The following is a 25,910-nucleotide window of genomic DNA, read 5'->3' on the forward strand; positions in this document are numbered from 1 at the left end:
GTCAATCCAGTCCAAACTCGTTGATCAACTCTGGAAGAGTAATGGAAGGAACTTCCAAAGCATCCAGGTCAAGGACATAGGCGGCAGAACGGATGGCGATTGGCAGGTCAGCACGCGTGAGGCGTGGCATGTGACCTTCCGCACGAAATCCCCTTGCATCCTTCAATATCAGCGTGCGGCCGTAGAGCCGCGCATGCTCGTCAAGGTACCCCATCACCATCAGTAGGGCTTCGAAGCTGCGCTGCACCCCAGCACGCTCAAACCTTTCGCGGAGTTCAGACACCAAATCTACAAGTGAAGATCCGTCCGTGTTTTCCTCGAAGCGAAGCCCGCAAAGAAGAACTGGATCTCGAGAACTATCGAGCTGCTCGATGCTGTTGATTCGGGCCAGGAAGCTGCCGGTCCGAACAGTGCTCTTTACTTCGATCGCGCCTCCGCGCACGTGAAAGTCTTGCGCTGCTCGTAATGGTCCTTGCCAGCAATCGAGAGCACCAACTCCAAGGGAAGTGTCTGCGAGCAGTCTCAAAATCCATAACTCGCCGAGAAGGCCGATCTGTGCATCGGGCGAAAGGGGGCGGTGCGTACGGGCCATGAATGCCTGCCATTCCCTGACCCGTTCGAGGAAGGCCTCTATCACATCACGATTCGCTGTGTTTGCTGCGACTTCCAATGTTCGCAAGACATCGACGACCATGATGGCGAAGATGTCCGGCGATCCTTCGGGCCGTCTGACCAACGCTATGGCGGTCTTTCCGACAACGACAGTCTGACCCTCGATGACAGCGACATCGAAACCCTTGCCTTCAGGCAACCGTGCCGAATTCACTGACCACGAGCTGGGAAATGAAAAGATCAACGCTTCTCGCCCCAGGGGGAAGTGGCAGCCGGCCTCAACAGAGACAGCACCCATCTCGGTGAGATGTACAAAGCGCCAGTCTTCACTGGCCTCCTGGCGCGCGAGCGCTCGCCAAGCGCGTTCAAGCCCCTCCTCAGTCCACCCAGTCATTCAGACCTCCCCACAGAACGCTGTTGGCGATATACTTGGAATTGGACACTCTTCTCTCGGAAGTGCTCGAAGGGAAGCTGATTGCCCAAGCTACTACAGGGTCTGCATTTTCGAGTTCAGGGACGCCAGAACCGGCAGGATCTAGCAGGTAGAGCATCAGTAAGCCACGTTCGCGTCGGGCCGGAATGCCAGCGTCAAGTACCCCGTTTCCGAGAACGTGACGGATCTGGGGTCCTCTGGGTTCGGAAGGTGGTTCTTTGCCTTCGTTTCGATCCGTATCATTGCGCCAGGTTTTTTGACTGAGTTCGAGGGCTGCCTTCCACTCTGCCTCGGTCAGATCAATAGCCTGATCGCGTGGGGAAATGAGGGTCTTGATGGAGTACCGATCCGCATGCTCGGCCGCTCTGCGGCGATCCAGCATTTTGACCGATGCGCCACCAACCAACTTTTCTGTTCCGGGTTGTTCCTTTCCGATAAGGGCCACGGTCCAGTTTGTCAGTTCTTGGTCCTTGTTCATTTCCTCAACGAAGTCTGCGATCAGCGGGCTCATAATCCGGAAGCTGGCCGAATGGGTCCTGTACTCCCGAAGGAACGAGATCACGCTGAGTGCTGGTACATCTCGCCACAGGTGTCCGTTCCACTTCTGACCTTCAGGTACAAAGAGCTGGTGGTTCAGGTCTTTCGATGGGCCTAGTGCGCTGATGAAGCGATCAGTGGCATTGAAGTTTGCCGTGATATCGTCTCTTCGATTTGGGAACACGATGGTCTGCAGCAGATCGCCTGAATAGGTCAACTGCATCGCTCGCGCGTTTCGCATCTTTGCCCGCGACGTCACGGTCAGCACGGAGTGGGATTTCACGCGCAGGCCGAACTGCTTCGGCGTGGCACCGGCCGCAACCATGTTATCAAACTCTTGGCGAAGCTCTTCCGCTGCATCGGCGATATGACCGAACCACTCCACCATTTCTTCGGATGTGTATAGGCGGCAGACATCTAGGTAGCCGTCACGGTAGCCGAACCAACGACCCATTTGCATCAGTGTGTCGTACATGCGTGCGGTCCGCAGGAAGTAGCTTGTGCAGAGACCCTCGAGCGTCAGACCACGCGCAAGCTTGTCGCCACCGATGGCGATAACCTTTAGGCCGCTGGCGTCGTTCTCGGCATAGTCCAGAGCGTCCTTCGCCGTGCCGTTGATCTCGCGCACGCGAATGTCCGACAGGACGTCCGGCAAAACGTCACGAATTTCCGCCCATGAGAAGTCATCCAGTGTCTCGCCTTCCACAAGCGCATCTCGGACCCCTCGCATACCGGGGAGAAAGGTCGCTTCATATTCTTCGCGCATGGATGCTTCGAGGGGAGCAAGTTCGATGCCACGTGTGTATCGGCCTTTCATGTCTCTCACGTAGGTGGCCACCTGATTGAAGACTTCATTTTGTACTGAGGTGAAGCGCGTGACGTGGATGAGCATGGAGGAGTGCTTGTCGCCTTGTCCGCGCAGTTTCCGTACGGCGCAGGCATACGCGAATGACCGGATCGCTTCTGCGAGCGAGTCCGGCACGCGATCTTCGCCCTCCCAGCGTGGTCGATGCCCGTTCTTGTGCGGCTTCATTTCTGGCGACGTTGTCGACTTGCTGGGCATCCAGGGCTGGAATTCGTCGTCTGATAGTGCGCGCACCAGTGGCAGGTCTTCTGGCGTGCTTGAAGCGGACCCAAACACGCGTCCCGGTCCGACGTAGTTCGATGGTGCCGCTAGGTTGGTGATGAATGCGGAAGGGAATAGGTCGGGACCATGCTCCACCGTTTCACCTCGCTCGTGAATGAAGATGTTTGCAAAGGGTGTCGCGGTGTAGCCGACGTAAGCCTTGCGTGTGAAGTGGTGCAAAATCGCCCGGATGAGCCTGTTGATGGTTTTCGGCTGATGCTCGAGATCTGGGTTGCCGAAATCATCTACGACGTCTTCGCCCGTGTCTACTGAACCATGATCCGACTCATCGTCGATCACAAGAATTGGCAAATTGGTAACCATCTTGCGACCCGTTGCGGGATCGGTGTGATTGGCAACGCGATTGCGGATCCAGTGTAACAAGCGCTCAAGGACTGTTTTGTTTTTCTTGACGACGAACAACCAAGGTCGCTGCTCCGGACTGATATTCATCTTGGCCGCAACGGCTGTGTTGAAGTCGCCTTTGTCACTTCGATTAGTTGCTGCATTGGGGCGGACAGATGTGTCGTTGTCGATCAGTCCGACCCCGACCGCGGGAAGCTCATCGGCATCCGCGATCGTGGCAAAGCCGAGAAACCCCTCGTCCAGGCGGATCTGGGTCTGAGCCCTCAAGTTGTTGTGAAGACCCGCAAGCACGATAATGATCTTGTAACCAGCGTCTGCGGCCTTGCAGATCAGACCGGTGTAGTTGCCTGTCTTTCCTGACTGCACGTGGCCGACGACGAGCCCCCGGCGATCCCAAGCGCCTTCGCGGACCGGATCCTCGAGGTTTGAAAGAACTTCATCGGTAGCAACGTCGAGGGCGTCGAGAGCCGACCACGGAATACGCGTTTCCATGTATTCGGAGTAGCGTTGCCAGTATGTCCACCCCTTTTTTCTTTCAGCGTCGAGCCACGGAATATGGTCCTCGCCGTTCATTAGGGTCGCGTTTTGACCAACGGTGCGGCTTGAGCGACGGATCAGTTCGTCAACGAGCGCATCCCGATCGACGAGGGCAAAATCCTCCTCCATCATCATTGCGAGCTTTGACAGCTCCTTTTCGATCATTTCTGGCGTTACAGGGCTCTGTGTCCGCTCCGCAGCGAGGCGCAGCATGTTCTGCGCCATGGAAAGTATTGAATCGAAGGCCTTCTGATTAGAAATCGTCATAGTGAATCTTTCACTTCAAGGGATGAAACTAGGTCGAGATACCTGTCGAATGGGGGCGTGCGACCGAGCCGTTCGCGCGCCTCAGCAGGACTGAGACCTCGAAATGTAACAAGTGCTTCGAACATCGAGGACAATGTCTCCATAACTTCTTCGTCCGGTGCCCCGGCGAAACCTGTCCTCGGCGTTTCCTTGTCTTCTGCGGTGTCAAGCCAGATGCGCTGAACTGGAACGGTCTCCTCAATGAGCCTGAGAACAGCGAGGATGTCCGGTTTGAGCGATCCTGCGCGTTTCAGGATTGAGGCGATAAGGTCATGGTCTCGGGCAATCCGGTAAGAGGTCCCTTGTGCGGAGCGCCGCACTTGCCAAGCCTCGGCAACCGCGTTCGAGCGCGTGCCCGAAACAGGCGCGACGTGACCTCGGTGGGCAAAGACCCGTCTCGCCGTGTCCCGCGTCTCCGATGCAAGGCGGTGAAGTTGAGGCCGCAGACGTACCGGCGGATTGGCGGTCGACTTCAGAACATTGATCTTCCAATCGGCGTCCGCGCTGTTTGGTATGTCAAGCCTTATGCGGGCGAGCCGGTGAGCTTCATCGCGCGGCCATGGCTTGCCGCCATCGCCTAGGCCCAGCCAGCCCCCTGCAAGAAGGAGACGGCGGTTGCGATAGACGTAGAAGCCCTCCTGCTGCGTCCATCCTCCGGGTCCGGCTGCGGATTCTTGTTCGGCGGGCTTGAGCATGTCGCGATGCGGAAGGACATGACACTGAACTGTCACACCTGTCGTATGGAGGATGCGATACTCGGGGCTTTCGAGCGCTTTGCCGGGATGTCCTATCATGTAAGGATCCCAGGGCTTCACCCCTCTACCGTTGAGAAGGAGGCCCAGCGTCGGCTGCTGCCCGTCCAAAAGACGATGAAAGGTCATCGCAAGATGTGCTTCGACGCGATCGGCGAGCTCGATCATGTCTGGGGCGGTGAAGCCATCGGTCACAATACGGTCCAGCTTCTCCCAAAGGACGATAGTGCCGTGTTCCATCTGCTCCAGGGGCGCAAGCAGTTGCTCAGATCCTTGTGCAGGCCCTTCAAAGAGGGGCCATTCGGCGCCCGGCTCCTGACCAATTAGGTCGAGATCCCAGCGCAGGCATACAACAGGACCGCCATTCTGCCGACTGGCAACGGTCAGTCTTCGAGCTTGAGAGAAACTTGCTGTCTTAAGGCCTAGTCCGAAGCGCCCAAGGTCGCTGGCTGCGCGCTCCGCCCGAGGATCGCGCGCTCCAAGGCGCATTCCGGCTTCAAGGGCCGCGTCGTCCATGCCGTCGCCGTCGTCAACAATCCTTACCCAGCTGTCTGGGCCGGCCCATTCGAGATGGATGGCGACCTCGCTTGAATTCGCCGTGATGGAATTGTCAACCAGATCGGCCAGTGCAGTAGGAAGCGCATAGCCGAGCCCGCGAAGTGACTCGAGCATTGAACCTGCGTACGGGGGGGCATTTCTAACTGCCATCAGCTTTTCCTGTGCCGAACACTTCTTGCCAGCTATCAACACCCAAATCTCGGGCTATTTCGTCCGGATTTACGCCTGAGCTCCACATCTGCATGGCGCGATCAAAGAGATCATCAGAGCTTGGCCCTATGGATTGTGCGCCATTTTCACCTTTCCCGTGATTTCTGTTCGCCCCTAAACCAAAATCCTTTGGGAGTTCTTGAGTGTCTTGATGTCCAATTGAATTTGGCGCGAATGCGGCGCTTTTTGCCGAGTTGGCTCCATCACTTTTTTTTTGAGATGCCGCAGACGGAAAAGAATTTTCCACCTTTCCTAATTCACGCCCCAATAGAATCTCAAGACGTCGCATGCGGCCCGGATGAGAAAGCCTGTCGAGGCCCTTTGCCTCGATCTGTCGAATGCGCTCGCGCGTCACTCCATAGATCTGACCGATCTCCTCAAGGGTCATGTCGGAATCGCGATTAATCCCAAAGCGCATTCGAATTATATCAGCCTCGCGCTCTGGCAGTTCGGCCAGGGCGTCTGCAATGATCAGCTCTGTTTCTGCCGCGTCGAAGGCGTTCGCGTCCTCTTGACCAGGGAATATCTCATCCCAGTCGTCGATGCTTTCTGGATACACAGCCTCGCGGGGAAACCCACGAAACTGAGACACCTCTTCAGTTGTCCATTCCAGTTCCGCGGCAAGATCCTTTTCGGAAACATAGCTGTCAGTCCTAACGTCGAGCTTATCCATGGCGAGATCTAACCTCGCAATTTTCTCCTTCCGATGAACGGGGATGCGGATCGTAGATCCCTCGTCAGCACGCCATCGCATGATCGCCTGCCGCATCCAGTAAGAGGCATAGACAACGAAGCGATAACCGCGCTCTGGATCAAAGCGCCGCGTGGATCGCTGTAGACCCATGAACGCCACCTGAAAGACGTCCTCTGGGTCTTCACCTTCCTCCACGCTCCGTGCAGCAAAGCGTCGTGCGTAAGGCAGGTGTTTGCGGACTAGTCGCTCGTTGGCGTCCTCAAAGAGCGAGATTTGGGTATTCAGCTCTTTGACATGCTCTGTGCTGGCAAGGTTTTGTCCAATCGAACTAACGAGCTCTTTTAGGAATCCCAGAGATAGATCGAGCGCCTCAAGCGCGTTAAGCGCTTGCCGTCGCCGTTTACCATCCATAACGCGTCCATTTTCTTGCCAAGACTTGAGGGATTCCGCAGCGGCCATGACTTCGGCCGTCTCGGTGTGGCCAGGGCGAGAGGGGATGATGGTCTTTAGCGAAACAGAACTTGGGTTCCGGACGCCACTCTGGATGGTGTCGACGACATCAAGGATCGTTTGGACGGCGGCTTCGGAGGCGAGAATCCCCAACTGAAGCTCTTGCTTTGCCCGGACCATGGGCTCCAAGAGTTTCCGTTCATCGGACTTGTCCATGACGAAGCGTTGTGTTCCGGGCAGCCGCGTCGATCTCGTGAGAGCTGCCTCGATTGCTTCAGAAAGCTCATCCGCGGATATCTCTGTTCGGGAGTCCCAAAGCCCGTCATTATGCCTGAAGGCTAAATCTACCTCGTCGAAGCCGCCGACCTCAAGGTTGCGCTGGAGGTTGATGCGCAATTCCTCAAGATCACCATTGCCGTCGCATAGAGCGAGAAGGTTTTCGATGTCGCTGGATGAGTACCATCCCTTTTGCAAAATTTCCTTGGCCCATGAGGTGCAGATCTCCGGATCGATTGACAGTCGCGTGCCGCTCTGAACCACCGCGGATTTGGTTGATTGGCGCCCACGGTTACGTACCTTGAGAAAATCATGCTCGGTGCGATTATCCGAGCTTACGGCGGCGGCACCAATGCCTTCACCGGCAATCGATGCTGGTGAAAGGTCGAGATCCCAATCTCCGTGCTCATCCGTGGAAACTACAGGTGAGGGACTGACAAGCGCAACGAATGTCCCCGAAATCGCTTCGCGCTTGGACTCGCCGAAGAATTTCTCTGGCTCTTCCTCAGCTTCAAAAACAAGCAAGTCGTCAAGGTCATCTAGTTGGCTTGGTGCCGCATTAAATTGCTCAGTCTCCGCGCTGAGCGGTTCCGGTTGCGCTGCAATGGGCGGAGCGGCAACGGGCGGGGGTATTTCAGCTACCGTTTCGGAGCTGCTGTCGTCATCACCCTCTTTTTTCCACAGGCCGAGACGATGTGCTTTGCTCAGCACTGCATTGCGGCTGACCCCGCCCAATTCCCTTGCGATCTGGTTCGCACTTCGGCCTTCGGCCCACATTCTTTTCAGGAGGTCGACCCGCTCCTCTGGCCAAGACGACCTTGCGGATGACTTTGGATTTTCTTCGAATTGGGTGAGCTCCGTGCGCTCACTGGTTGTTCCCCTCAACTTGTATATACCCAAACAGTGAATCTGGTTGAGTATTGCGCCGGGAGTGGCGAGCCCGCCAAGTTTTTGAGCGATCTGGCCTGGTTCTGCGCCTAAGGACCACAGTCGTGTCAGTTCCTCATTTCTTTCTGCGGTCCAAAACTTTTCCTCAATTTGTTCATCAACATGCTTTGAAGGCGCTTCCGGCATTCTTTGCGGGGTTTGCGAGAATCGATGTTCTGAAACATCGTTTCTAAGCGCTTTGCTGGTTTCGGGTCTTGGGGTGATGCCGCCTTCTTCAGGTTTTTCTTCAGTTGGCGATTCTGTAACAAGCGACGACAGAAGCTGCGATGCTAACCCGTGACCCTCTGAAAATGCGACGTCAGCGGGGGTTTGCCGTTCATGGTTAAGTGTATTGGGATCGGCCCCGGAACGGATGAAGAGATCGCATAGAGCAAGGTTTCCCGTCCGTGCTGCCAGATGGAGTGGGGTGTCTCCCTTCGAATCAGAAAAATGGAGGCGTGCAGACGCAGCGAAATCGGAAAGTCCATCGAGCTTACCTTCGGCAATCAGCCGGATCTCGTAAGGGGCAAGAACTTGGCTTTCGGGTGTGTAGTTGGGCGAGGCACGACCGCGCAGGACTCGAGACAATTTATCCAGTATTCTCATAAACGGCCTCCCTGTTGAGAAGCACGATTTGCTGATCCTGCGGCTTCCTTGCGCCAGGATCAGTATCAAGCCCAAGTCGTCTAAGCGCATAATAGAGTAGCGCACGCCGAACCTTGATTTTTACCCTGCCACCGCGCATGCCGTAGTCGAGAGCGATGACCTTGGCTTGGGTCTCCGAAAGGGCGGGGTGTGGCCCGATCTCAAGCGTAACATGTTCTTGCCAATCCGCATCGGCCGCATCCGTGGCTCCGCTGGCCTCTACACCGCGTGTCCGGAGGATGCGCGAAAGCAAAAAGTCCTTAAAGGCCTCGTCAGTCTTACAGAAGGCCCGGGTGTGCCATCGAAATCCATCAAAACCGATCGCGTGCGGCGCGATCCACCGCCAGTTCGGCTCCGGGCGCGAGAGGGACTGATACTTCACCTCGATCGCCTCAGAGCGTCGAATTGCACCGACAACAGATCGCAGTATCACGGGGTTCACACCACGGGCCGGTGTCGGTGTGGCGTCATAGGCTGGTAGCTCGGCGATCCATGCGTCGTCGCTGTCCATGACGCCGTCAGCCAAAGACCGAAGCTGTGCGAGGTAGCGGCTTGCATCGGGTTTCAGGAACTGTGCAGCATATTCGGGGCCTCGGACATACGTCCGGGCGCTCTTGTCGTAGACCATGTTGTCCGGAGCCAGACCGATATAGCGGTTCAGGTCGGCGGACGCTTGGTTCACCGATTGTCCGAACTGCTCCATCAAATCGCTCCGGTTCACATGCCCCTCCCAGAAAAGTCGGAACTCAATGAACTCGAGGCGACGCTCAACACCCCAGCGCAATTCCGACTTGCTGCTCTCCAACGCGCCCTCCCACCTGCTTGGTCCGCACAATAAATGTGCGTGCACAATTTCTGGGCTGACGGTAGGGTATCCATGAAAAGTCGAGCAATCAAACTTAAACCGACGCTCTAGCAATCGGGATCTGGGAGGCTCAGCCATGAAAAAGAATGTCGATCAGGTCGTCCTGAGCGCATCCGGCCTCGTCGGCCGTCTGAATGGCCTCCCCTTTGTCTCAATTCAAGACTTGTGTGAAAGCCGCTTTCGCTCGAATAATGAAGAGATATTTTAATGAATTCTGAGGGTTAATGGATTATGTTTCGGTTTATTCATACCGCTGATCTCCATCTTGATGCCCCTCTCAAGAGCTTGGCACTTAAGGATGAAGGACTCTCGGAGCTTGTGGGCAATGCTACACGTCGGGCGCTCGAGCGCATCGTTGAGCTTTGCCTAGAGGAAAGGGTCGATGCGCTCCTGATCTCTGGTGACCTCTACGACGGTGATATGCGGAGCATGAAGACTGCCGCCTTCCTTGTGAGCCAGATGGAACGGTTAAACGAGGCGGGGATCAGCGTCTATTTGATCCGCGGCAACCACGACGCGGAGAGCGTCTTGACCCGTGAACTCGAGCTCCCACCCAATGTTGAAGTGTTCAGCGGTCATGGTGGGACCGTGGAACTCCCTGAACATGGCGTCGCGATTCACGGCGTCAGCTTTTCCAAGCCGCAGGCACCAGAGAGCCTACTCCCGAAGTACAAGCCCCCAGTTCCCGGCCTATTCAATATCGGGCTTTTGCACACGAGCCTCGCCGGAGCGGCAGGTCACGACACCTATGCACCCTGCAGCCCAAATGATCTTGTAACGCACGGGTACGATTACTGGGCCTTGGGCCATGTGCATGTTCGAACCGTCCATCGCGAAGCGCCTCATATTGTCATGCCAGGCATGCCCCAAGGCCGCGATATCGGCGAGGCTGGCCCCAAGTCCGTGACCCTCGTTTCGGTTGAGAACGGGGTTGCTTCGCTTGAGGAGCACATCACGTCGAACGTCGAGTTTGTGCGAACGGACGTTTTACTCGACGCTGTCAGCGACTGGCGCGACGCCATGAGCACCATCGAAGAGGTCATCAAGCTGGCGGCGCAGTCATCCTCAGATCATGTCGTATTGCGCTTGGAGCTCCGCGGGGAAACCCCGCTCGCCTGGCGCCTGAGGCGCGACGCTGACCTCCTTCTGGAGAGCGTGACGAACCTCGCTCGCGCCACTGGGGTCGTATGGATCGACAAGATCGTTCAGCATCTTGTCCCGCCGTCGATCGTTGGGGAGGGCGAAGATCCTCGGAAAGAGTTGAGCGCTCTAATGAAAGACCTAGTCGCGCAGCCAAGCTTTTTAGAGCGCGCGCAGAGTGCGGCAGAGGATCTGATTGGGGATCTGCCACCAGAGCTCCGAAGCACGTTTGGGCAAGCCGAAGATGATCAAGCTCGTGAAGTCGCGCACCTTCTCGACGAAGGCGTCCAGGATATTGTCGCGCGTATGCTTGCCGGCGGTGCGGAGCAACCCTCGTGAGGCTTCGGCGTCTTGATCTCACCCGATATGGGCATTTCACCGACTTCTCCCTCGACTTCGGTCCGAAGGGGGAGGGTAAACCAGATCTTCACATCATTTTTGGGCCGAACGAGGCCGGTAAGTCGACGGCTTTCGATGCCTATTTGGACCTCCTTTTTGGGATCCCAGCCCGCAGCAATTACAACTTCCTTCATGACTATGAGACTATGCGGATCGGTGCCTGTCTGGAGCTCGACCAAGGCGTCGTCGATCTTGTCCGGATAAAGCGTAACAAAGGAGATCTGATTTCTCCTGGAGGAGATCCGATCAATCCAACGATCCTCGCGCATGCCTTGGATGGCATAGACCGTGATCAGTACCGGGCAATGTTCTCGCTGGATGACGTCACAATTGAAGAGGGGGGTGAGGACATCCTCGCGAGCGAGGGCAATCTTGGCGAACTCCTTTTCTCGGCAGCAGCAGGGCTCTCGGATTTGGGCTCAGTGCTGGAGGCAGCCCGCAATGAGGTGGATCTATTTCATAAGCCTCGCGCGAAGAAGACGGTCCTCGCGGAGGCGAAGAGAGAGCTCAAAGCGCTTAATGATCAAATTAGAGATATTGATGTTCCGACAAGCGCATATCGACGCTTGAAGGAGGTCCGCGACGCTGCCGAAAATATCCTCGCTACGTCGAAAGCATCTCGTGACGCACTGTTCCAAAGGCGGGCACGCCTCGGAGCAATGATCGACGCAATACCGCTCTTGGTGCAGCTCGATGAGACGATAGCAGCCCTCTCGGGTCTGGAGGCCTACCCGGTCGTCCCGCACGATGCCCTGGGGGAAGCCAAGACGCTCAAGCTCAATGAGGTCGAAGTGCAGACCGAGCTCCGGCAGGCACGCATTCAGCTCGAGGAGCATCAAAAAGCACGCGACGGTTTGGCCGTGGATGCGGCGGTGCTGGAGATCTCCGATGAGCTCACGGTCCTGCTAGACCTCCCCAGATCTCGAGCGCAGACCGCCGAAGAAGATCTTCCCAAGCGAACAGCAGAGCGTGAAGGGCTGTCGGAAGAGCTCGCCGACGCCGCCCGCGACTTGGGGCTTGAGAAACCGGAGGACGGTCGGATACCCGAGGCCAAGCTGAATCAGCTCGAAAGCATTGCAACGAGCTATACGGATCTTGCAAAGCGGCTTTCGGCGGCTCGGGAGGAAGAAGCTAGGTCCCTATCGCGCCTGGCGGAGATACAGGAGACCGGGTCCGTCGTCGCTTCTGAGACGAATGAAGTAGATCTGGAAGCGCTCCTGGCCGAGCTCGAGCCAGAGGATCAGCTTGCCCGATTGGAAAAAGTCTTAGGTGAAGTCGACTCAGCGGAGCGCCGCTTCGAGAAAGCACTTATGGCTCTGCAACCCTGGGAGGGCGCAGCGGAGGACTTGGGATCGATTGCGCTTTCCGAGAGTGAAGCCGAACGCCTTTCAGCGCATTGGGGTGACCAACTTGAAGGCATCTCGACGCTGAAGCGCCAACTGAAAGACGAGCGCGAGGAGCACGCACGTCTCAGCGCGCGCTTTAAGGAATTCGAAAAGGATGAGGCAGCTTCGGTTGATGAGGAGGCAAAGGGTGCGCGCCAAGAGCGCGACGCGCTTTGGGAGGCGCATTTCTCGACGCTCGACAAAAGGACCGCGTCTGAGTTCCACACGGCCCTTCAGAGAGATGATGCGCTTCAAGAGGCCCGCTTGGGGTTCGCCGAGCGGCTGGCACGACTTCGCGAGCTTGAAATCGAGGTTGCCTCTGCCGCGCGCTCGGTGGAGCTCAAAGACGAGGAAGTGAATGAGGCAGAGGCAGCGCTCGCCAAGTCAGCGGCAACCGCTGAGGCCCTGATGGCGCGCCTTCGACTGCCAACGGTTTTTGATCCAAGGGACCTGCCGCGATGGCGCAGCGCCCTTCTCGAAGCACAAGACGCGCATACCGATCTCGATACCAAGAGGAAGTCTCGGACCGCGGCTGAGCGCATCGTTTCTGACGCCGCCGGTGCGCTCGAAGACGCGCTCGGCCACGAAACAGATGAGCGGGATCTGAGGTCACTCATTCGAACCGCGCGCGCCGAAGTAACGAAAGCCGCCAAGTCCCAAGCGGAAGCGACTGCACATCGCAAAGCTCTTGAGGAAGCTAAAGAAGAAGCGGAAAATCGAACAAAAGAGGTTGTGCGCCTGGAGAAGGAGAAGGCCGCCGCGGCGGAGGCATGGGAGCGCGAAGCCATCTCACTTCCTGAAGCGCTGCGCAAATTGGATGAGTTTGCGTGGAAGAAGACCACACTTCTAAAACTCCACTCCAAATTGTCTCAGCTCGACCAGCTTGAGCGGCGCATCCAAGCTTTGAAGAAAGATTTTGAGGCGTTTTCGGCCTCAGTGGGAGATCTCGCCAGTCGCATTGGCGATACCGAAAGCGCCGCACCTCTTATTCTCGCTGAGCGTTTACGTCGGCGTCTTCAAAGCGCGTTGCGCAACCAAAGCGAGTTTGAGTCCATTTCAAAGAAGATCGAGGCTGCGAGCAGCAGTGTGCGTTCTGCCGAGGCGGAACTCGCGGCCGTCTTAGACCGTATGCAGTCTCTCGCGGCACCGTTTGTGGATGTCGTTGAGATTAATACGCTCGATGCTCTGGTTGTGGCGCTTGAGACGGCCGAAAAGGCCGACGACCTGCGTGGTAAAAGACGCGCTCTCGAAGACCAAATCCAAGAGTGCCTTGGTGTGAAGGGCGTTGATGAGGCGCGTGCGATCCTTGTTGATCAAGACCTTGTAGATCTCCGGGGGCAGATCGAAGCACTGAATTCTGAACTCGAGAGTGCCGAGGCGGATTATTCAGAAAAAATCGGAGATGTTCGGTCGGCGAAGGACGCCCTTGAGAAGGTTGGAGGAGATGATGTTCCGGCACAGCTCGAAGAGCGGCGGCAGACTTTGCTACTCGAGCTTGAAGATCGCGCGAAATCGACGCTGCGGCTGCAGCTCGGTATCCTAGCAGCTGACCAAGCGCTTGCCGCATATCGCGACGAGCATCGCAGCGGGATGCTTGCAGACACCGAAGCGGCCTTCAAAGCCCTTACCAATGGCGCCTATTCGGAGCTTCAAACTCAAGCAGATGGACAAAAAGAGCTGCTGCTCGCTCTCCGAGAACGGGACGGGAGGTTCATTACGGTCTCTGAGATGTCCAAAGGTACACGGTTCCAGCTGTATCTCGCGCTTCGGCTGGCCGGATACCGGCAATACGGGTCTGGTGGGACAACGCTGCCCTTCATTGCTGATGATATTATGGAGACCTTTGATAACACGCGTACGGAGGCGGCCCTCACCTTGCTGAAGCAGATCGCAACGCAGGGCCAGGCTTTGTATTTCACCCATCATGAACATGTGGTGGAACTGGCGCAAAAGGTCTGCGGAGATGGACTAATGGTCCACGAGTTCACTTCGTCCTAAGGCTGCCAAGCAAGTCAGGCCCACCGGCAGAAGACGAAAATAGATGGCGATTGTATGAGAATTAAGCAGATCCACATTGAGAACTTCCGATCGATCAAAGAGGCAACGATCGACTGTGAGCGATTTAATTCATTTGTTGGCCCAAACGGAGCTGGAAAATCCACGGTCTTGAATGCGCTCAATCTCTTCTTTGGGAAAATCAGCAGTTTTTCTGAAGAGGACTTCCATCAACGCGATGACAGCCATCCTATTGTGGTGAAGGTTACATTCCATGAACTCAGTGATGAGGCGGTTCAAGAGTTCAGTCACTACGTCAGATCAGGCCTTCTCGTGGTCCAAGCGGAAGTCACTAAAGATCAGGAAGGGACATTCAAGAAGGCGGTACGCGGCGAGCGTCTCGTTTTCCCTCCTTTCAAGAGCTTTTTTGAGACGAGTGGAGCCAGCCCGCGCAAGCAAGTCTTCGACAAGCTGTGTGAAGACCACCCTGGAATTGAGAATGCCACGAATGACGGAGCGCGCGAGGCCGCTCTTCTTGCTTACGAGGAAGCCTTGCCTGAGGGGGAGAAAGAGCTCACGCCAAGTGGCGCAGAGTTTTTTGGCGTGAGTAAGGGTTCGCACAAGTTCCAACGTCATGTCAGCTGGGTCTATATCCCGGCTGTAAAGGAGGCCGCCACGGAATCAGAGGAGGCGCAGTCTTCGCATCTCGGCAAGCTGATACAACACACGATCCGCTCTCAAATGGGCTATGACGCTGAGCTCGAGCGGATTAGAAAAGAGGCTTTCGAGGCATATTCGGGCCTGTTGGACAGCCAGCGAAAGCACCTAGAAGGACTGGAGTCTCGCCTCGCTGAAAGACTCCAGTCTGCGGTCATGACCGATGCCGGTCTTGAGCTTGCTTGGAAGCAAGATGAGAAATCCGTGTCAGTTGACGCTCCGACTGCCCAGGTCATTCTCTCAGAGCGTGGGTACAGTGACCGAGTGGAGAAGTTCGGGCATGGTCTCCAAAGATCTTTTCTTCTTGTGATTTTGCAGGAACTGATGGCTGTCGATAGTACAGTTAGCCCAACGCTGATCTTGGGGTGCGAAGAACCCGAACTCTACCAACACCCCCCTCAAGCCCGGCATCTTGCCGAGATTTTGATGGAGCTCTCGAAGGCTGATGCACAAGTCTTCGTTACCACGCACAGCCCATACTTCATCGATGTCGATTATTTCGACGGCATAAAAATGTTCCGAAATAACTCAGGGTCGGTAGAGATCTCAAAGTCCAGTTTTGAATGCGTCCTCGAGGAATATAATAAGGCGTTCAAAAAGAAACTTCAGAATGAAGACCAGGCACGTACGAAGCTCGCCATTCAAACACAGCCGAAATTCAACGAGCTTTTTTTCGCTGAACGAGTTGTTTTGGTAGAGGGTATTTCGGATCTCGCCTGCATTGAGGCTTACCTTCGACTGTCCGATAGGAAGAGGGATTTCCAAAAGTCAGGATCATTTATCGTCGTATGCGAGGGTAAGAGCTCGCTTGCGCTCATGCTGCTTGTAGCAAAGAGTTTTGGGATACAGCATCATGTTATTTTCGATTGCGATGCCGTCTATAAGTCGCTCCTCGAGAAAGATGCTGCCAAATATCAACGAGCGCATGATGAGCACATTCGCGATAATGATGCCATTCTTGCACTCACAGGTCATGAAAAGATGGGATCTTTCCCGCAGTCTCATATCATGAAGGACAATCTGACGGCATGGCACTTCGACATCGAGAGCATGCTCGAAGAAGAGTTCGGCGCCAAAAAGAAAAGCTACTATCAGGTGGGACAGGATGCCGTGGGGAACCTCGGAGGTACCAAAAAACATCCTCTTTTTGTCGCCGCATGCATGTCCGCCGCGTGGGACGATGGCGTGAGGTTCGAGATGCTTGGATCGCTCATCGACAGGGTGCTTGCATAGGAAGGACGCTTGCTGTGTCGGATCACTCAAGCGGGATCAACTCGCGAAACGGTCCTGTAAAAGGAGCTGGTCTTTGAGTGACGTTGCGGAAAACCGCTTCTCGGAGCATCTCTGGGAGGCGTAGCCATGAAAAAGCATATCAATCAGATCGTCTTGAGCGCATCCGACCTCGTGGGCCACCTGAACTGCGGCCATCTGACGGAGCTGGATCTTCAGGTCGCCGAAGGAGCACTTGCTAAACCAAAGCACTGGGATCCTCTTCTCGAGATCTTGCGCGAGCGGGGTGACCAGCATGAAAAGGCCTTCATCGAGCACCTTAAGTCTCAGGGTTTGACATCTGTCCGGATCGATGGGGTCGACATCACGCCAGCGACCGTCGACGAGACCCGCGCTGCGATGGAGGCTGGTGCTCAGATCATCGTCCAGGCGGCGCTTGCACATGAGAGGTGGGTCGGGCGGGCCGACATCCTGCGGCGGGTCGAGAAACCCAGCGATCTTGGGGCCTGGTCCTACGAGATCATCGATACGAAACTTGCCCGCGAGACCAAGGCTGGCTCGGTGCTTCAGCTTTGTCTCTACGCCGATCTACTAGAACAAGCGCAGGGTATCGCACCTGAATATGTGTACGTCGTGGCGCCCTGGTCCGACTTCGAACCGCAAGAGTTTCGATATGCAGACTACGCCGCGTATTTCCGGAAGGCCAAGGCTGCCGCGGAAGCGGCGACTTCCGACGGAGCGCCGGGCGGTCAGTATCCTGAGCCGAAGGAGCACTGCGACATCTGCAGGTGGCGGACCCAGTGCGACGCACGCCGCCGTGCAGATGACCATCTCTGTCTGGTGGCAGGGATCAGCAAGAACCAGACGTCAGAGCTTCAGGATAGTGGGATCACGACCGCGGCGGCGCTCGCCGCGATGCCCACGCCGATGCCCTGGAAACCTAAGAAGGGGTCACCGCTTTCCTACGAGAAGGCGCGTGAGCAAGCCCGGATTCAATTGGAGTCGCGTGAGGCCGGAGAAGTCCGGTATGAGCTCCTGCCGATCGACGAAGATATCGGCCTTTGTCTGCTGCCTGAACCGTCTGAAGGGGACATCTTCTTCGACATTGAAAGCGATGCGTTTGTTGGTGAGCACGGCCTCGAGTATCTCTTCGGCTACATCTATCGCCATGAAAATGGCGCCTGGACCTACAAAGCCGATTGGGCCTTCGACCGGGAAGGCGAAAAAGCCATCTTCGAACGCTTCGTGGACTTCGTGAATGCGCGCAGAGAACAGTATCCAGACCTGCACGTTTACCACTACGCACCTTACGAACCCGGGGCGCTGAAACGGCTGATGGGCCGGTACGCGACCCGCGAAGTTGAGATCGATGATTTCCTGCGCAGCAATCTGCTGGTCGACCTCTACAGCGTCGTGCGCAATGGGCTGCGCGCTGGGGTCGAAAGCTACTCGATCAAGAAGTTGGAGCCGATCTATGGCTTTGAGCGGGACACCAGTCTGCCAGATGCCAATGTCGCGCTTGCGCGTCTGCAAGCCGGACTCGAACTAGGCGATATCGATGCCATCGACGGCGAGGTGCGCGCGACCGTACAGTCCTACAACTACGAGGATTGCACCTCGACCATTGCGCTGCGCGACTGGCTTGAAAATCGTCGGCAAGAGCTTGTTGCAGCCGGTACCGATGTTCCGCGTCCCTTGCCGTCCGAGCAGGAACCAAGCGAGGCACTGACAGAACGTCAGGAAGCAGTACAGGCTCTGATCGAGCGCCTCACGGCCGACGTTCCCGCGGACATCGAAGGGCGGAGCGACGAACAGCACGCCCGCTGGATCCTTGCGAATATCCTCGACTGGCATCGTCGTGAGGACAAGGCAGCTTGGTGGGAATACTTCCGGCTTTCCGCGCTCACGCCAGAAGAACTCATCGACGAGCGCGCCGCGTTGTCACAGCTCGTGTTTGTAGGAGACGTTTCGCCGTCGGGCGCTCGGACGCCTGTGCACCGGTATGCGTTTCCACAGCAGGACACGGATCTTCGTGGCGACGAAGCATTGCGGATGAATGGCGGCGACAAAGTCGGCAGCGTGATCGCGGTTTCTGCGGATGACCGGACAGTCGACATCAAGAAGATGGGGAAGACAGCTGACATCCACCCCGAGGGCATTTTTGCACATCAGATGTTCAATACGAAGGAACAGGCCGACAGCCTGATGCGGCTTGGGGAGTATGTCGCTGACCATGGCATCGAAGGAGATGGGCCATATCAGAGCGCCCGGGCACTCTTGCTGCGTCTCAAACCGCAACTTGGCGATGGACCGATCCGACAGCCCGGCGAAACGACCCTGGACGCTGCGCTTCGCGTCGCTCGCGAGCTTGGTGAAGGCGTCTTCCCAATCCAGGGCCCTCCGGGAACGGGAAAGTCGTACACGGGCGCGCGCATGATCTGCGAACTCGTCAAGCGTGGGAAGAAAGTCGGGATCACGGCCAACAGTCACAAGGTGATCCGCAACCTGCTCGACAAGGTCGTCGAAGCCCTCCCGGAGATGAAGGTCGATCTCTGCTGTGTTCAGAAACCGAAGTCCGGCGAGATGGAACCTGATAAGGACCAGTTGAAGTTCGTGTCCGACAACGCCGGGGTTTATGCCGCGCTGGGCTCGGGGTCGGCGCAGGTTGCAGGTGCGACGCACTTCCTTTGGTCACGCGCTGACGCACATGAAGTGCTTGATGTGCTCGTGGTTGACGAAGCTGCGCAGATGTCTCTGGCCAATGTCCTGGCAGTTGCTCAGAGCGCGAAGACCCTGATCTTGCTCGGAGATCCGCAGCAGCTGGACCAGCCCACGCAGGGCACGCATCCGGACGGCACAGGCGTCTCCGCGCTCGAGTATATTCTTGGCGGCGCACATACGATTGCGGGCGACGAGGGCCTTTTTCTGGAGGAAACCTGGCGCCTGCACCCCGATATCTGCCAGTTCAATTCTGAGCTTTTCTATGATGACAAGCTGCACTCAGTAAATGGATGCGAGCTACAGGAAATCCGCGGCGGCGGGTCCCTTACCGGCATGGGCCTGAGGTTTTTCCAAGTTGAGCATTCAGGCAATCAAAGTTCTTCGATTGAGGAGGCCGATGCCGTTGCCGGACTTGTTGAAGAGGTCTTGTCGGGTCAGCCGACATGGATTGATCGGGAGGGTCAGGAGGAGCCTTTGATGCTCGAAGACATCCTGATCATCGCGCCCTACAACGCGCAGGTCTTTGAGATTCAGCAACGTTTGCCAGGCGCGCGCGTTGGGACTGTCGACAAGTTTCAGGGCCAGGAGGCACCCATCACGATCTACTCGATGGCGACATCGAGCCATGCTGACGCACCACGGGGCATGGAGTTCCTATACAGTGCGAACCGCTTCAACGTTGCAATCTCGCGGGCGAAGTGTGTTGCGGTCTTGGTCGCGTCGCCAAGGGTCTTCGAGGCGGAATGTCGGACTCCGCGGCAGATGCAGTTGGCAAATGCGTTCTGCAGGTACCTAGAGTTATCTCAGAGCGTCAAACGAAGATAGGAGACTATGAAAAAAATTCTTGAGGAATTGCTGGATCGCTTTGTTGAAATCCATGGGGTTCAAGATCTGAACCTGCAACCTCTCCAATTGGAGTTTGAGGGCGCCCCTCATACAAGGCCCCAGCCACTGCGGAACGCTCGAGGAGTTTACCTGTTTTTTCGTGATCAGGAGTGGCTTCGAATTGGACAAACAGGTTATTCGCCGAGATTTACAAGCCAACACTACGGGACGCGACGTGCGGGTAGTACCTTCGCCCAGGACATCTGGGTTAACCGCGTTGAATTTGGCTTCAAAGGCGCTGAGGAAGACATAGGCGACTGGATATTCGAGAATTTTGGCCGCGCCAATGTCCGGCTTCCCGGAGCAGAGAACGATGCCTTGAGCCGAATGCTTGAAGCTTTTCTGCACCTCAATCTGAAACCTCGGTTCGAGGGGCGTCGCTAAGCACGAATTGGTTCGAGTGGGCCGTTCATTTTTGGCATGATCAAAGCGATATGGCTCTGTGGCGCAAAATGGATGCGGTTTTACGCTGGCCTAACGAGTCCGGAATGGATGCTTGAGGACAAATGGTACGCAAGAAGACATATGAGGAGAAGATCGCTGATCATATCGCGGAGGTAGTGAATGCCAGGCAGATTGAGTATGTCCTGCACTTCACTTTGCTGGATAACCTTCCGGGCATTCTCGAGCACGGCCTTCTCAGTCGATCGCTTCTTCAACACGCTGACTACGATGTGTTTGCAAGCGATGTCGATCGCCTGGATGGTGCGGAGACCGCCATCTCGGTGTCGATCTCCTGCTATTATCCCAAAATGTTCGCGGCAAAACGCCATCGATCCGGCAATGCGGCTTGGGTCATCCTCGCTTTGGACCCGAGCCTACTATGGGATACCAACTGCCTCTTCTATCGGAGCAGTGCAGTGAGCAGTTCTACCAGGTACGAGCGCGGCAAGAGATATGGCGGCTTCGCTCTTGAGCATCTCTTCGAAGACTGTTCGGTTTTGATGGATGAACGCGGAACTGGGTTCCGAGAGGCCCACAGTCTCCCGTTGAGTTGGCCCACATTCCCCGACTCTGAAGTGCAGGTGATGAACTCTATCCATCCCGATTATCTTCTCGGCGCTTGGATCGAGACGCCCAAACACCGCGATCGGGTGCAGGAAGCTCTTGATGCCGTTGGACGCGACGATTGTGATGTCGTTGTTCATCCATTCGAGCCAAGAATCCGCGGAAAGCAGTATTCTTGGGGATGAGCCTTATGCATCGGCTCGGTCCGGCCTTACAGAGCCGGGATCGTTTCGTCTCTTGTTTCCGAGGCTATCAAAGACTGTCAGAGGCGGGGCCATTCTTCATCGATAGGGCGTTAAGAACCAGGGTTGCATGACATTTTCAAGTTTATTGCGCGACAGCCGAGTGCTGCGTCCCAATAAGTCGAAGGCGGAGGTCGGCGCCTGAAGCGCTAGAAGGCTCCCCGAATGTAGTTCAGACGAATTTGACCGAACTGCTTGGATCAGGATGCGAGCCTGCGAACTTCAGGGCGTACTATTCTGCTGCTACTCGTCTTCAGAACCGGGACATGCCAGGCAGATGCCAGAACAAAGACTGCGCATCTTCCAGCTTCCCCCAGAAGAACTCGCCGCCGAGACTCTCCAATCGGCTAGAAGAGTTTTTCTTGAACTGGGCTTCGACATCCTCCGCTGCTTCTTTGTTTGGGAATGGCTGCGAGGTGAAGCTCATTGCCCAATTGCCTGAGGCCGCCGGAGGGATGCCTGCGTTCAGTTCGGCACACCGGCGCTTTGGCGCATTGGTAACACCGATCTTCATCGCGACCGATTTGTCGCCAAGGCCCTTCTTACGGCCCAAGAAGCTATGACTATCGCCGTCGTAGACAGCCAGATAAAGGTAAGCCTCACCATCTTCATATGTCGCGCTTCTCTCCCCGAAGCTTCCGGGAAAGGCTTTGGATGGTTTGAAGGTCTCGGCAAATGGCAAGACCGGACTTTCGTCTTCGGTTAAAGGGTTTTCGCCGAAAACACTAACCTCGCGCACCTTGATCTTGAGGGCCTGTGCGATTTCATCATCGTCAAGATCCGCACCATGCACAGCCAGAGCTTGACCTGCTTCGGGCCGATAGGAATTGAATGCGATTCGGGAGATCATGACCTTTTCTTCGGCTCGCCACGCTCGGCGCACTGGGATCGCGTGGGTCCATTTGTCAGCCCAACCTGCGTCTCGTTTCCGCTTGAGGCCTGCCTCAGAGGCCTTCTCGTAGTCTCGGATCGGCGTAGCTTCGATCTCAAGAAAACCCAAAACATAGGAGCGTAGCGACTTTTCAGTTTCCGGCGTGCTGGCGCCGTAGATCATAATGAGATCGCCATCCTGAAGCTTGCGGAGGTAGGCGTCTCGAGCGCTCTCCTGTGTCCAACCAACATAGCCATCTTCCTCGGGCCCGAAACCGTAGAATGATCGGATGCGGATATGTTTTCCTTCAGGCAGAGTGGTGTTCATGTTGCGCTCTGTTGTATCGGCTGCCGCAGGTGGTTGTGGCAACCGATTTTCCGGTAGAGAAGTTCGGCTTGGTTGCCCAGAACCGAACTGAGAAACCCCAGTCTCTGTCAGTAAAAAGACGAGCTGATCACCTAGGTACTTTCCCTCGATAAGGCCATTATCAAAGAGCGCCTTTGTCAAACCCTTGTCGGGAAAGCGTTTTTTGTTCTCGTAGAATTCAAACACCGCTGGAAATGAATATGCTGGCAACTCATCTTCTGCATTTGCGGCAAGCCGCAGATAAAATCGTACTCCCGCGAATTTTCGCGTGTGATATATACTTGCCGGCTTTGGTTCCGTTAACCAAGCCTCGATAGAATTTGGATCTCTTACTTTGGTCGTTTTCGTCAACGGTTTGCTAGCGCCTGGGTAGTCCGATGCGATCAACTCTTCTGCTTCTGCCGTCGTCATCTTGATTTTCATGAGCTTCTCCCGCCGGTCGCCAGTTTCAAATGAGCGCTTTCCGGTCACCTCGCAAGAAGTCTAGCGGTTTGAATGATTCCTCCAACCCATTGAATTCGGAACAATTCGTGAGACGCGGGAATGATTGGTGAACCGGAACGTCTTTCCCTTGGGTCAGTCGCTCCGGCTCCCATGCGAGGTAATTCTCGCAAGTCTGGCCGAGTGAATAATCTCGGCTTGGTGGGCCCCGCACGGGTTCGCCGCCATCCCCACCGCCGCACTTGATCCGCCCCACCGTGCGGCGTCTCCTGCGGTCCCCGCGCTTGTACGGGTCCGGGTCCCCTGTCACAGCCCAGCCGAAATTGACCGAACTGCTCGGATCAGGAGGCCAGGGCCTCCGTCTCCGTGATTTTTTCGAACTCAGGCAGAAACTCGGAATGATACATTTCGAGATACCGCGTGACGCGTGCATTGGTGATGAGCTTGGAGACATAGCCACGCGCGAGAACCAGATCGAGGTGATCACTGCCGTAGGTGTCCTCGACCAGACGCAACTCACGCTCCAGGTTCGCGGATTCACGTTCCATCATCTCGAGTTGCTGTCGAGAAATCCCCTTCACAGCCTTTGGCTTCTCGGGATCTTTCAACTGGCTGGCCGGCGTCGCAACCAATAGTGAGCGGGCGTAATTGACGGTGTACTTGTTCATCGTCACCATCAGCTCTGCGGCTTCGATCTGACGCATCGGCTTCATCTTCTTCAGGATTTGGAACCCGGTCAGCGCGACCTGCTTGTCCTTGAGAAGCTCAGCTGCCTCTGGGCAGATACCGTCCAGAAGTCGCTTTTTGTCCTGCAAGGATTTGACGTTCACATTGAGCGCCCGGGCCAGCCGTTCTTCGGGTACACCGCGCTCGAGCGCTTTCAGGATCATCTTGTGTTCCTGAATGGTGGCAAGGCGGCTGATGCGCTTGTTGTAGGTGAAGGCTTCGTCGTCCGTCGATACCTGACACGGCGCATTCTGCTCGCCGAGGTCGCTGAGGATCGCAAGTCGCACGTGCCCATCGAGCAGCATGTATTTCTCGGGATCGGATTGGTCGCGGACGACAACCAGTGGCTCGACAAGCCCGACTTCCTTGATGGAAGCGACGACCTGGCGGTATTTCACCGTGTCCTTGGTTTCTTTCCGAACGGCGTAGAGCGGGCAGATCTGCTCAAGCGGCAGCTGAATGAGATCTTTTTCAAACGCCATGGTGATCGATTTGGAGCGTCCGGATCGTGCCATCAGAGGTCTCCCGTTCGAGCGGCCAAGCGGTCAGAGAGGTTCTTGGGGATCGTCGCCAACCCTTCGGCCCTGAGAAGGGTGACGAAGTTTTCGTCATTCAGGAGTTTGCGAAAGGCCTCCGTGATGAACATCAGCTCGTTGCGCGTTGCTGTCGCTTTTCGGAGCAGCACCTGCTTCTTCTCGACGTCGTTCGGATAGGTCCGGATCAAACTTTCGACCGAAAGCGAACGCCTCTTCTTTTGGTCCGCGCTTGGGCGGCCTTTCCCGTATTGCTGACGCGCCTCGACAAGTCGTTTGGCGGCCATCAACCGCCCGCCGCGCAGCTGGTTGTTCTCGTAAGCCTGACGCAGAACGTCCTGAACTTCGGTGTCTTTTGCTTCAGCGATATCAACGGCGACGCTAACCGGAAGCTTTCCGCTCTCGACAGCTCTCAGCAGTCTATGCTCACCGCTTTCGAGGAGACGAAGGACGCCGCGGACGTATTTGAGAGAAAGCTGGGTTTTGCGGGCGATCTCCGGGCCAGAGTAACCGCGCTCTTTCAACCCTTTGATATCGCGCAGAAGGTCGAGGGCGCGATGTTGACGGCGCGCCAGATTTTCTACGAGGCTCATCACCAGGCAGTCTTCGCTGCTGGCGTCGATGACGATCGCCGGAATTTCCGTTTGACCGAGCTCCTGAAAAGCCTCCAGCCGGCCCTGTCCACAGACCAGATCGTATCGCAAGCCATCCTCGCTCTGGCGGGCTGCGACAGTGATTGGGCGTTTCAGCCCGAGCTCGGCAATGTTGTCGACGATATCTCTGAAGGCTTTTCGGTTTCTCACGCGCGGATTCACCACCGTGATGCGATCCATCGGGATCAATTCGGCTGTTTGGGGTTGCGAGTCTGCCATCAGGCCACCTCCGGAACAGGGACGTGAACCGCCATGTCGAACAAAGGGTCCAGCGTCTCGAAACGATACGCATCGAGCGACAAGCCGTTGTGCTCAGCCAGGCGGATGCGGGGAAGGGTCATGTCGAGGCTTGGGAGCAGGTAGTAGTCTAGCGGCCGTTGGTTTGGTCGATCCATACGAACCGCAATCGTGATGTCGGGCTTGAGGCTCATGTCGAAGCGGATATTCCATCGCAGAGAGCCCGCATTGGTTTCGCTGCACCTCACGATGACGAGAGACGCGGTGAATTCGCCGTTGATGGTGAGCAGGTCTGTTTTGGGATGTCGTTCGACGCTGCCGCCCGAGGCTTCGATGCCTTCAATCGTCTCAGCAACAATATCGGGATGCAGCTCGCGCAAGCGTCGATTGATCTCGATGTATCTGTAGTCCCGATCAGGCTTGAACCCGACAAGCCGGTAGGCGCGCAGCAGGCTGCCAAAGCGTGATCGGTACGCGCTGCTTGATGGCAACGCGTCGGCTTCATCTATGACGAGGCCGGAGAGAAAGCCCTGAGCCTCGAATACCTCCTTCAGGCCCTCGAGCATTTCGTCGTCGGTGAGCTTGCTCGCTCGCGCGTTGATGATGGCGTTGGCGGCCGCAAACAAGTCTGGATCGACGATCCCTTCAAAAGCGCCCTCGGCGCGAACCCAGATCTCGGGATCGTTCTGCACACGCCGCTTCTTCAGTTTGAAAGAACTCCGGTTCCAGACGTTGTTGCCGATGTATTTCTCGTTGATCAGGATTTGATGCACGGTCCCGCGGGTCCAGGCGCGATCGAGGTCCGTTAGAATACCGCGGGCATTCAGAGCCTGGGCAATTTCGGTTTCGGACTTTTGACCTTCAACGAAGGCGAGGAAGATTTCTCGGACGACGGCGATCTCCTCGGCAGGGCCTGGGACGAGCGTGACGCGATCCGTCTGAATACTCTTGTGTTCACCGCGGTCCAGGATGCCTTTCGCGACCCCATGCTCGTCGATCAGCATGCGCCGCAAGCCGAAGCCGGGCGGACGTCCCTCCAGCTCAAGTGCCGAGCCCTTCATCTTTTG

Annotated in this window: 16 protein-coding genes; 7 read left to right on the forward strand and 9 right to left on the reverse strand. The window is 56.3% G+C overall.

What is annotated here, in order from left to right; all coding sequences use genetic code 11:
- Window position 1: 1 nt before the first annotated feature.
- The 5 genes from ACR0LW_RS09220 to ACR0LW_RS09240 are packed head-to-tail and all read right to left on the reverse strand — an operon-like array spanning window position 2 to window position 9,234.
- A complete protein-coding gene (locus ACR0LW_RS09220; protein ID WP_480882375.1) occupies window positions 2-1,006 on the reverse strand; it encodes a PD-(D/E)XK motif protein in 1,005 nt (334 codons plus the stop codon).
- Window positions 990-3,836: a Z1 domain-containing protein gene (locus ACR0LW_RS09225; RefSeq protein WP_480882376.1), complete on the reverse strand. Its 2,847-nt coding sequence runs from the start codon at window positions 3,834-3,836 to the stop codon at window positions 990-992. The genes ACR0LW_RS09220 and ACR0LW_RS09225 overlap by 17 nt, the downstream gene beginning before the upstream one ends.
- Window positions 3,837-3,874: 38 nt before the next feature.
- Entirely contained in the window at window positions 3,875-5,341 is a 1,467-nt protein-coding gene (locus tag ACR0LW_RS09230) for an ATP-binding protein (protein WP_480882377.1), read from the reverse strand.
- Window positions 5,342-5,366: 25 nt separating this feature from the next.
- Entirely contained in the window at window positions 5,367-8,390 is a 3,024-nt protein-coding gene (locus ACR0LW_RS09235; protein WP_480882379.1) for a sigma-70 family RNA polymerase sigma factor, read from the reverse strand.
- On the reverse strand, window positions 8,374-9,234 hold the full coding sequence (locus tag ACR0LW_RS09240) for a BrxR family helix-turn-helix transcriptional regulator (RefSeq protein ID WP_480882380.1): 861 nt from the start codon (window positions 9,232-9,234) through the stop codon (window positions 8,374-8,376). The genes ACR0LW_RS09235 and ACR0LW_RS09240 overlap by 17 nt, the downstream gene beginning before the upstream one ends.
- Window positions 9,235-9,370: 136 nt before the next feature.
- On the opposite strand from ACR0LW_RS09240, the gene ACR0LW_RS09245 reads away from it, so the two are divergent.
- The 7 genes from ACR0LW_RS09245 (at window position 9,371) to ACR0LW_RS09275 (ending at window position 20,959) form a co-directional block, all read left to right on the forward strand.
- Complete coding sequence (locus ACR0LW_RS09245; protein ID WP_480882381.1) at window positions 9,371-9,502, forward strand: hypothetical protein; 132 nt, start codon at window positions 9,371-9,373, stop codon at window positions 9,500-9,502.
- A 23-nt stretch (window positions 9,503-9,525) separates the two neighbouring features.
- Window positions 9,526-10,773, forward strand: a complete 1,248-nt coding sequence (locus ACR0LW_RS09250) for a metallophosphoesterase family protein (protein WP_480882383.1) — start codon at window positions 9,526-9,528, stop codon at window positions 10,771-10,773.
- A complete protein-coding gene (locus ACR0LW_RS09255; RefSeq protein WP_480882385.1) occupies window positions 10,770-14,216 on the forward strand; it encodes an ATP-binding protein in 3,447 nt (1,148 codons plus the stop codon). The genes ACR0LW_RS09250 and ACR0LW_RS09255 overlap by 4 nt, the downstream gene beginning before the upstream one ends.
- Window positions 14,217-14,270: 54 nt before the next feature.
- Window positions 14,271-16,163, forward strand: coding sequence for an ATP-dependent nuclease (locus tag ACR0LW_RS09260; protein ID WP_480882386.1), 1,893 nt, complete (start codon window positions 14,271-14,273; stop codon window positions 16,161-16,163).
- Window positions 16,164-16,289: 126 nt separating this feature from the next.
- Window positions 16,290-19,706: a TM0106 family RecB-like putative nuclease gene (locus ACR0LW_RS09265; RefSeq protein ID WP_480882387.1), complete on the forward strand. Its 3,417-nt coding sequence runs from the start codon at window positions 16,290-16,292 to the stop codon at window positions 19,704-19,706.
- Between the two features lie 6 nt (window positions 19,707-19,712).
- Window positions 19,713-20,150, forward strand: coding sequence for a hypothetical protein (locus ACR0LW_RS09270; RefSeq protein WP_480882388.1), 438 nt, complete (start codon window positions 19,713-19,715; stop codon window positions 20,148-20,150).
- A 122-nt stretch (window positions 20,151-20,272) separates the two neighbouring features.
- Window positions 20,273-20,959, forward strand: a complete 687-nt coding sequence (locus ACR0LW_RS09275) for a DarT ssDNA thymidine ADP-ribosyltransferase family protein (RefSeq protein WP_480882389.1) — start codon at window positions 20,273-20,275, stop codon at window positions 20,957-20,959.
- 310 nt (window positions 20,960-21,269) lie between these two features.
- Here ACR0LW_RS09275 and ACR0LW_RS09280 read toward each other — a convergent pair whose 3' ends face one another.
- From ACR0LW_RS09280 to ACR0LW_RS09295, 4 genes are all read right to left on the reverse strand, one after another.
- On the reverse strand, window positions 21,270-22,676 hold the full coding sequence (locus ACR0LW_RS09280) for a hypothetical protein (protein WP_480882390.1): 1,407 nt from the start codon (window positions 22,674-22,676) through the stop codon (window positions 21,270-21,272).
- Window positions 22,677-23,035: 359 nt separating this feature from the next.
- Window positions 23,036-23,935 (reverse strand): plasmid partitioning protein RepB C-terminal domain-containing protein, encoded by a 900-nt coding sequence (locus tag ACR0LW_RS09285; protein ID WP_480882391.1) that lies wholly within the window; start codon window positions 23,933-23,935, stop codon window positions 23,036-23,038.
- Entirely contained in the window at window positions 23,935-24,825 is an 891-nt protein-coding gene (locus tag ACR0LW_RS09290) for a plasmid partitioning protein RepB C-terminal domain-containing protein (protein ID WP_480882392.1), read from the reverse strand. The genes ACR0LW_RS09285 and ACR0LW_RS09290 overlap by 1 nt, the downstream gene beginning before the upstream one ends.
- Window positions 24,825-25,847, reverse strand: a complete 1,023-nt coding sequence (locus ACR0LW_RS09295) for a recombinase family protein (protein ID WP_480882394.1) — start codon at window positions 25,845-25,847, stop codon at window positions 24,825-24,827. Before ACR0LW_RS09295 ends, ACR0LW_RS09290 begins: the two co-directional genes overlap by 1 nt.
- Window positions 25,848-25,910: the final 63 nt, after the last annotated feature.

It is taken from the genome of Ruegeria sp. N4 (assembly GCF_056531425.1).

What these genes read in the sequence shown, in the direction of transcription:
- ACR0LW_RS09250 (WP_480882383.1), top strand. Translation starts at nt 9,526, where the DNA reads ATGTTTCGGTTTATTCATACCGCTGATCTCCATCTTGATGCCCCTCTC.
- ACR0LW_RS09295 (WP_480882394.1), bottom strand. Translation starts at nt 25,847, where the DNA reads ATGCTGATCGACGAGCATGGGGTCGCGAAAGGCATCCTGGACCGCGGT.
- ACR0LW_RS09285 (WP_480882391.1), bottom strand. Translation starts at nt 23,935, where the DNA reads ATGGCACGATCCGGACGCTCCAAATCGATCACCATGGCGTTTGAAAAA.
- ACR0LW_RS09245 (WP_480882381.1), top strand. Translation starts at nt 9,371, where the DNA reads ATGAAAAAGAATGTCGATCAGGTCGTCCTGAGCGCATCCGGCCTCGTC.
- ACR0LW_RS09270 (WP_480882388.1), top strand. Translation starts at nt 19,713, where the DNA reads ATGAAAAAAATTCTTGAGGAATTGCTGGATCGCTTTGTTGAAATCCAT.
- ACR0LW_RS09280 (WP_480882390.1), bottom strand. Translation starts at nt 22,676, where the DNA reads ATGAAAATCAAGATGACGACGGCAGAAGCAGAAGAGTTGATCGCATCG.
- ACR0LW_RS09220 (WP_480882375.1), bottom strand. Translation starts at nt 1,006, where the DNA reads ATGACTGGGTGGACTGAGGAGGGGCTTGAACGCGCTTGGCGAGCGCTC.
- ACR0LW_RS09275 (WP_480882389.1), top strand. Translation starts at nt 20,273, where the DNA reads ATGGTACGCAAGAAGACATATGAGGAGAAGATCGCTGATCATATCGCG.
- ACR0LW_RS09225 (WP_480882376.1), bottom strand. Translation starts at nt 3,836, where the DNA reads ATGGCGCAGAACATGCTGCGCCTCGCTGCGGAGCGGACACAGAGCCCT.
- ACR0LW_RS09230 (WP_480882377.1), bottom strand. Translation starts at nt 5,341, where the DNA reads ATGCTCGAGTCACTTCGCGGGCTCGGCTATGCGCTTCCTACTGCACTG.
- ACR0LW_RS09265 (WP_480882387.1), top strand. Translation starts at nt 16,290, where the DNA reads ATGAAAAAGCATATCAATCAGATCGTCTTGAGCGCATCCGACCTCGTG.
- ACR0LW_RS09290 (WP_480882392.1), bottom strand. Translation starts at nt 24,825, where the DNA reads ATGGCAGACTCGCAACCCCAAACAGCCGAATTGATCCCGATGGATCGC.
- ACR0LW_RS09235 (WP_480882379.1), bottom strand. Translation starts at nt 8,390, where the DNA reads ATGAGAATACTGGATAAATTGTCTCGAGTCCTGCGCGGTCGTGCCTCG.
- ACR0LW_RS09260 (WP_480882386.1), top strand. Translation starts at nt 14,271, where the DNA reads ATGAGAATTAAGCAGATCCACATTGAGAACTTCCGATCGATCAAAGAG.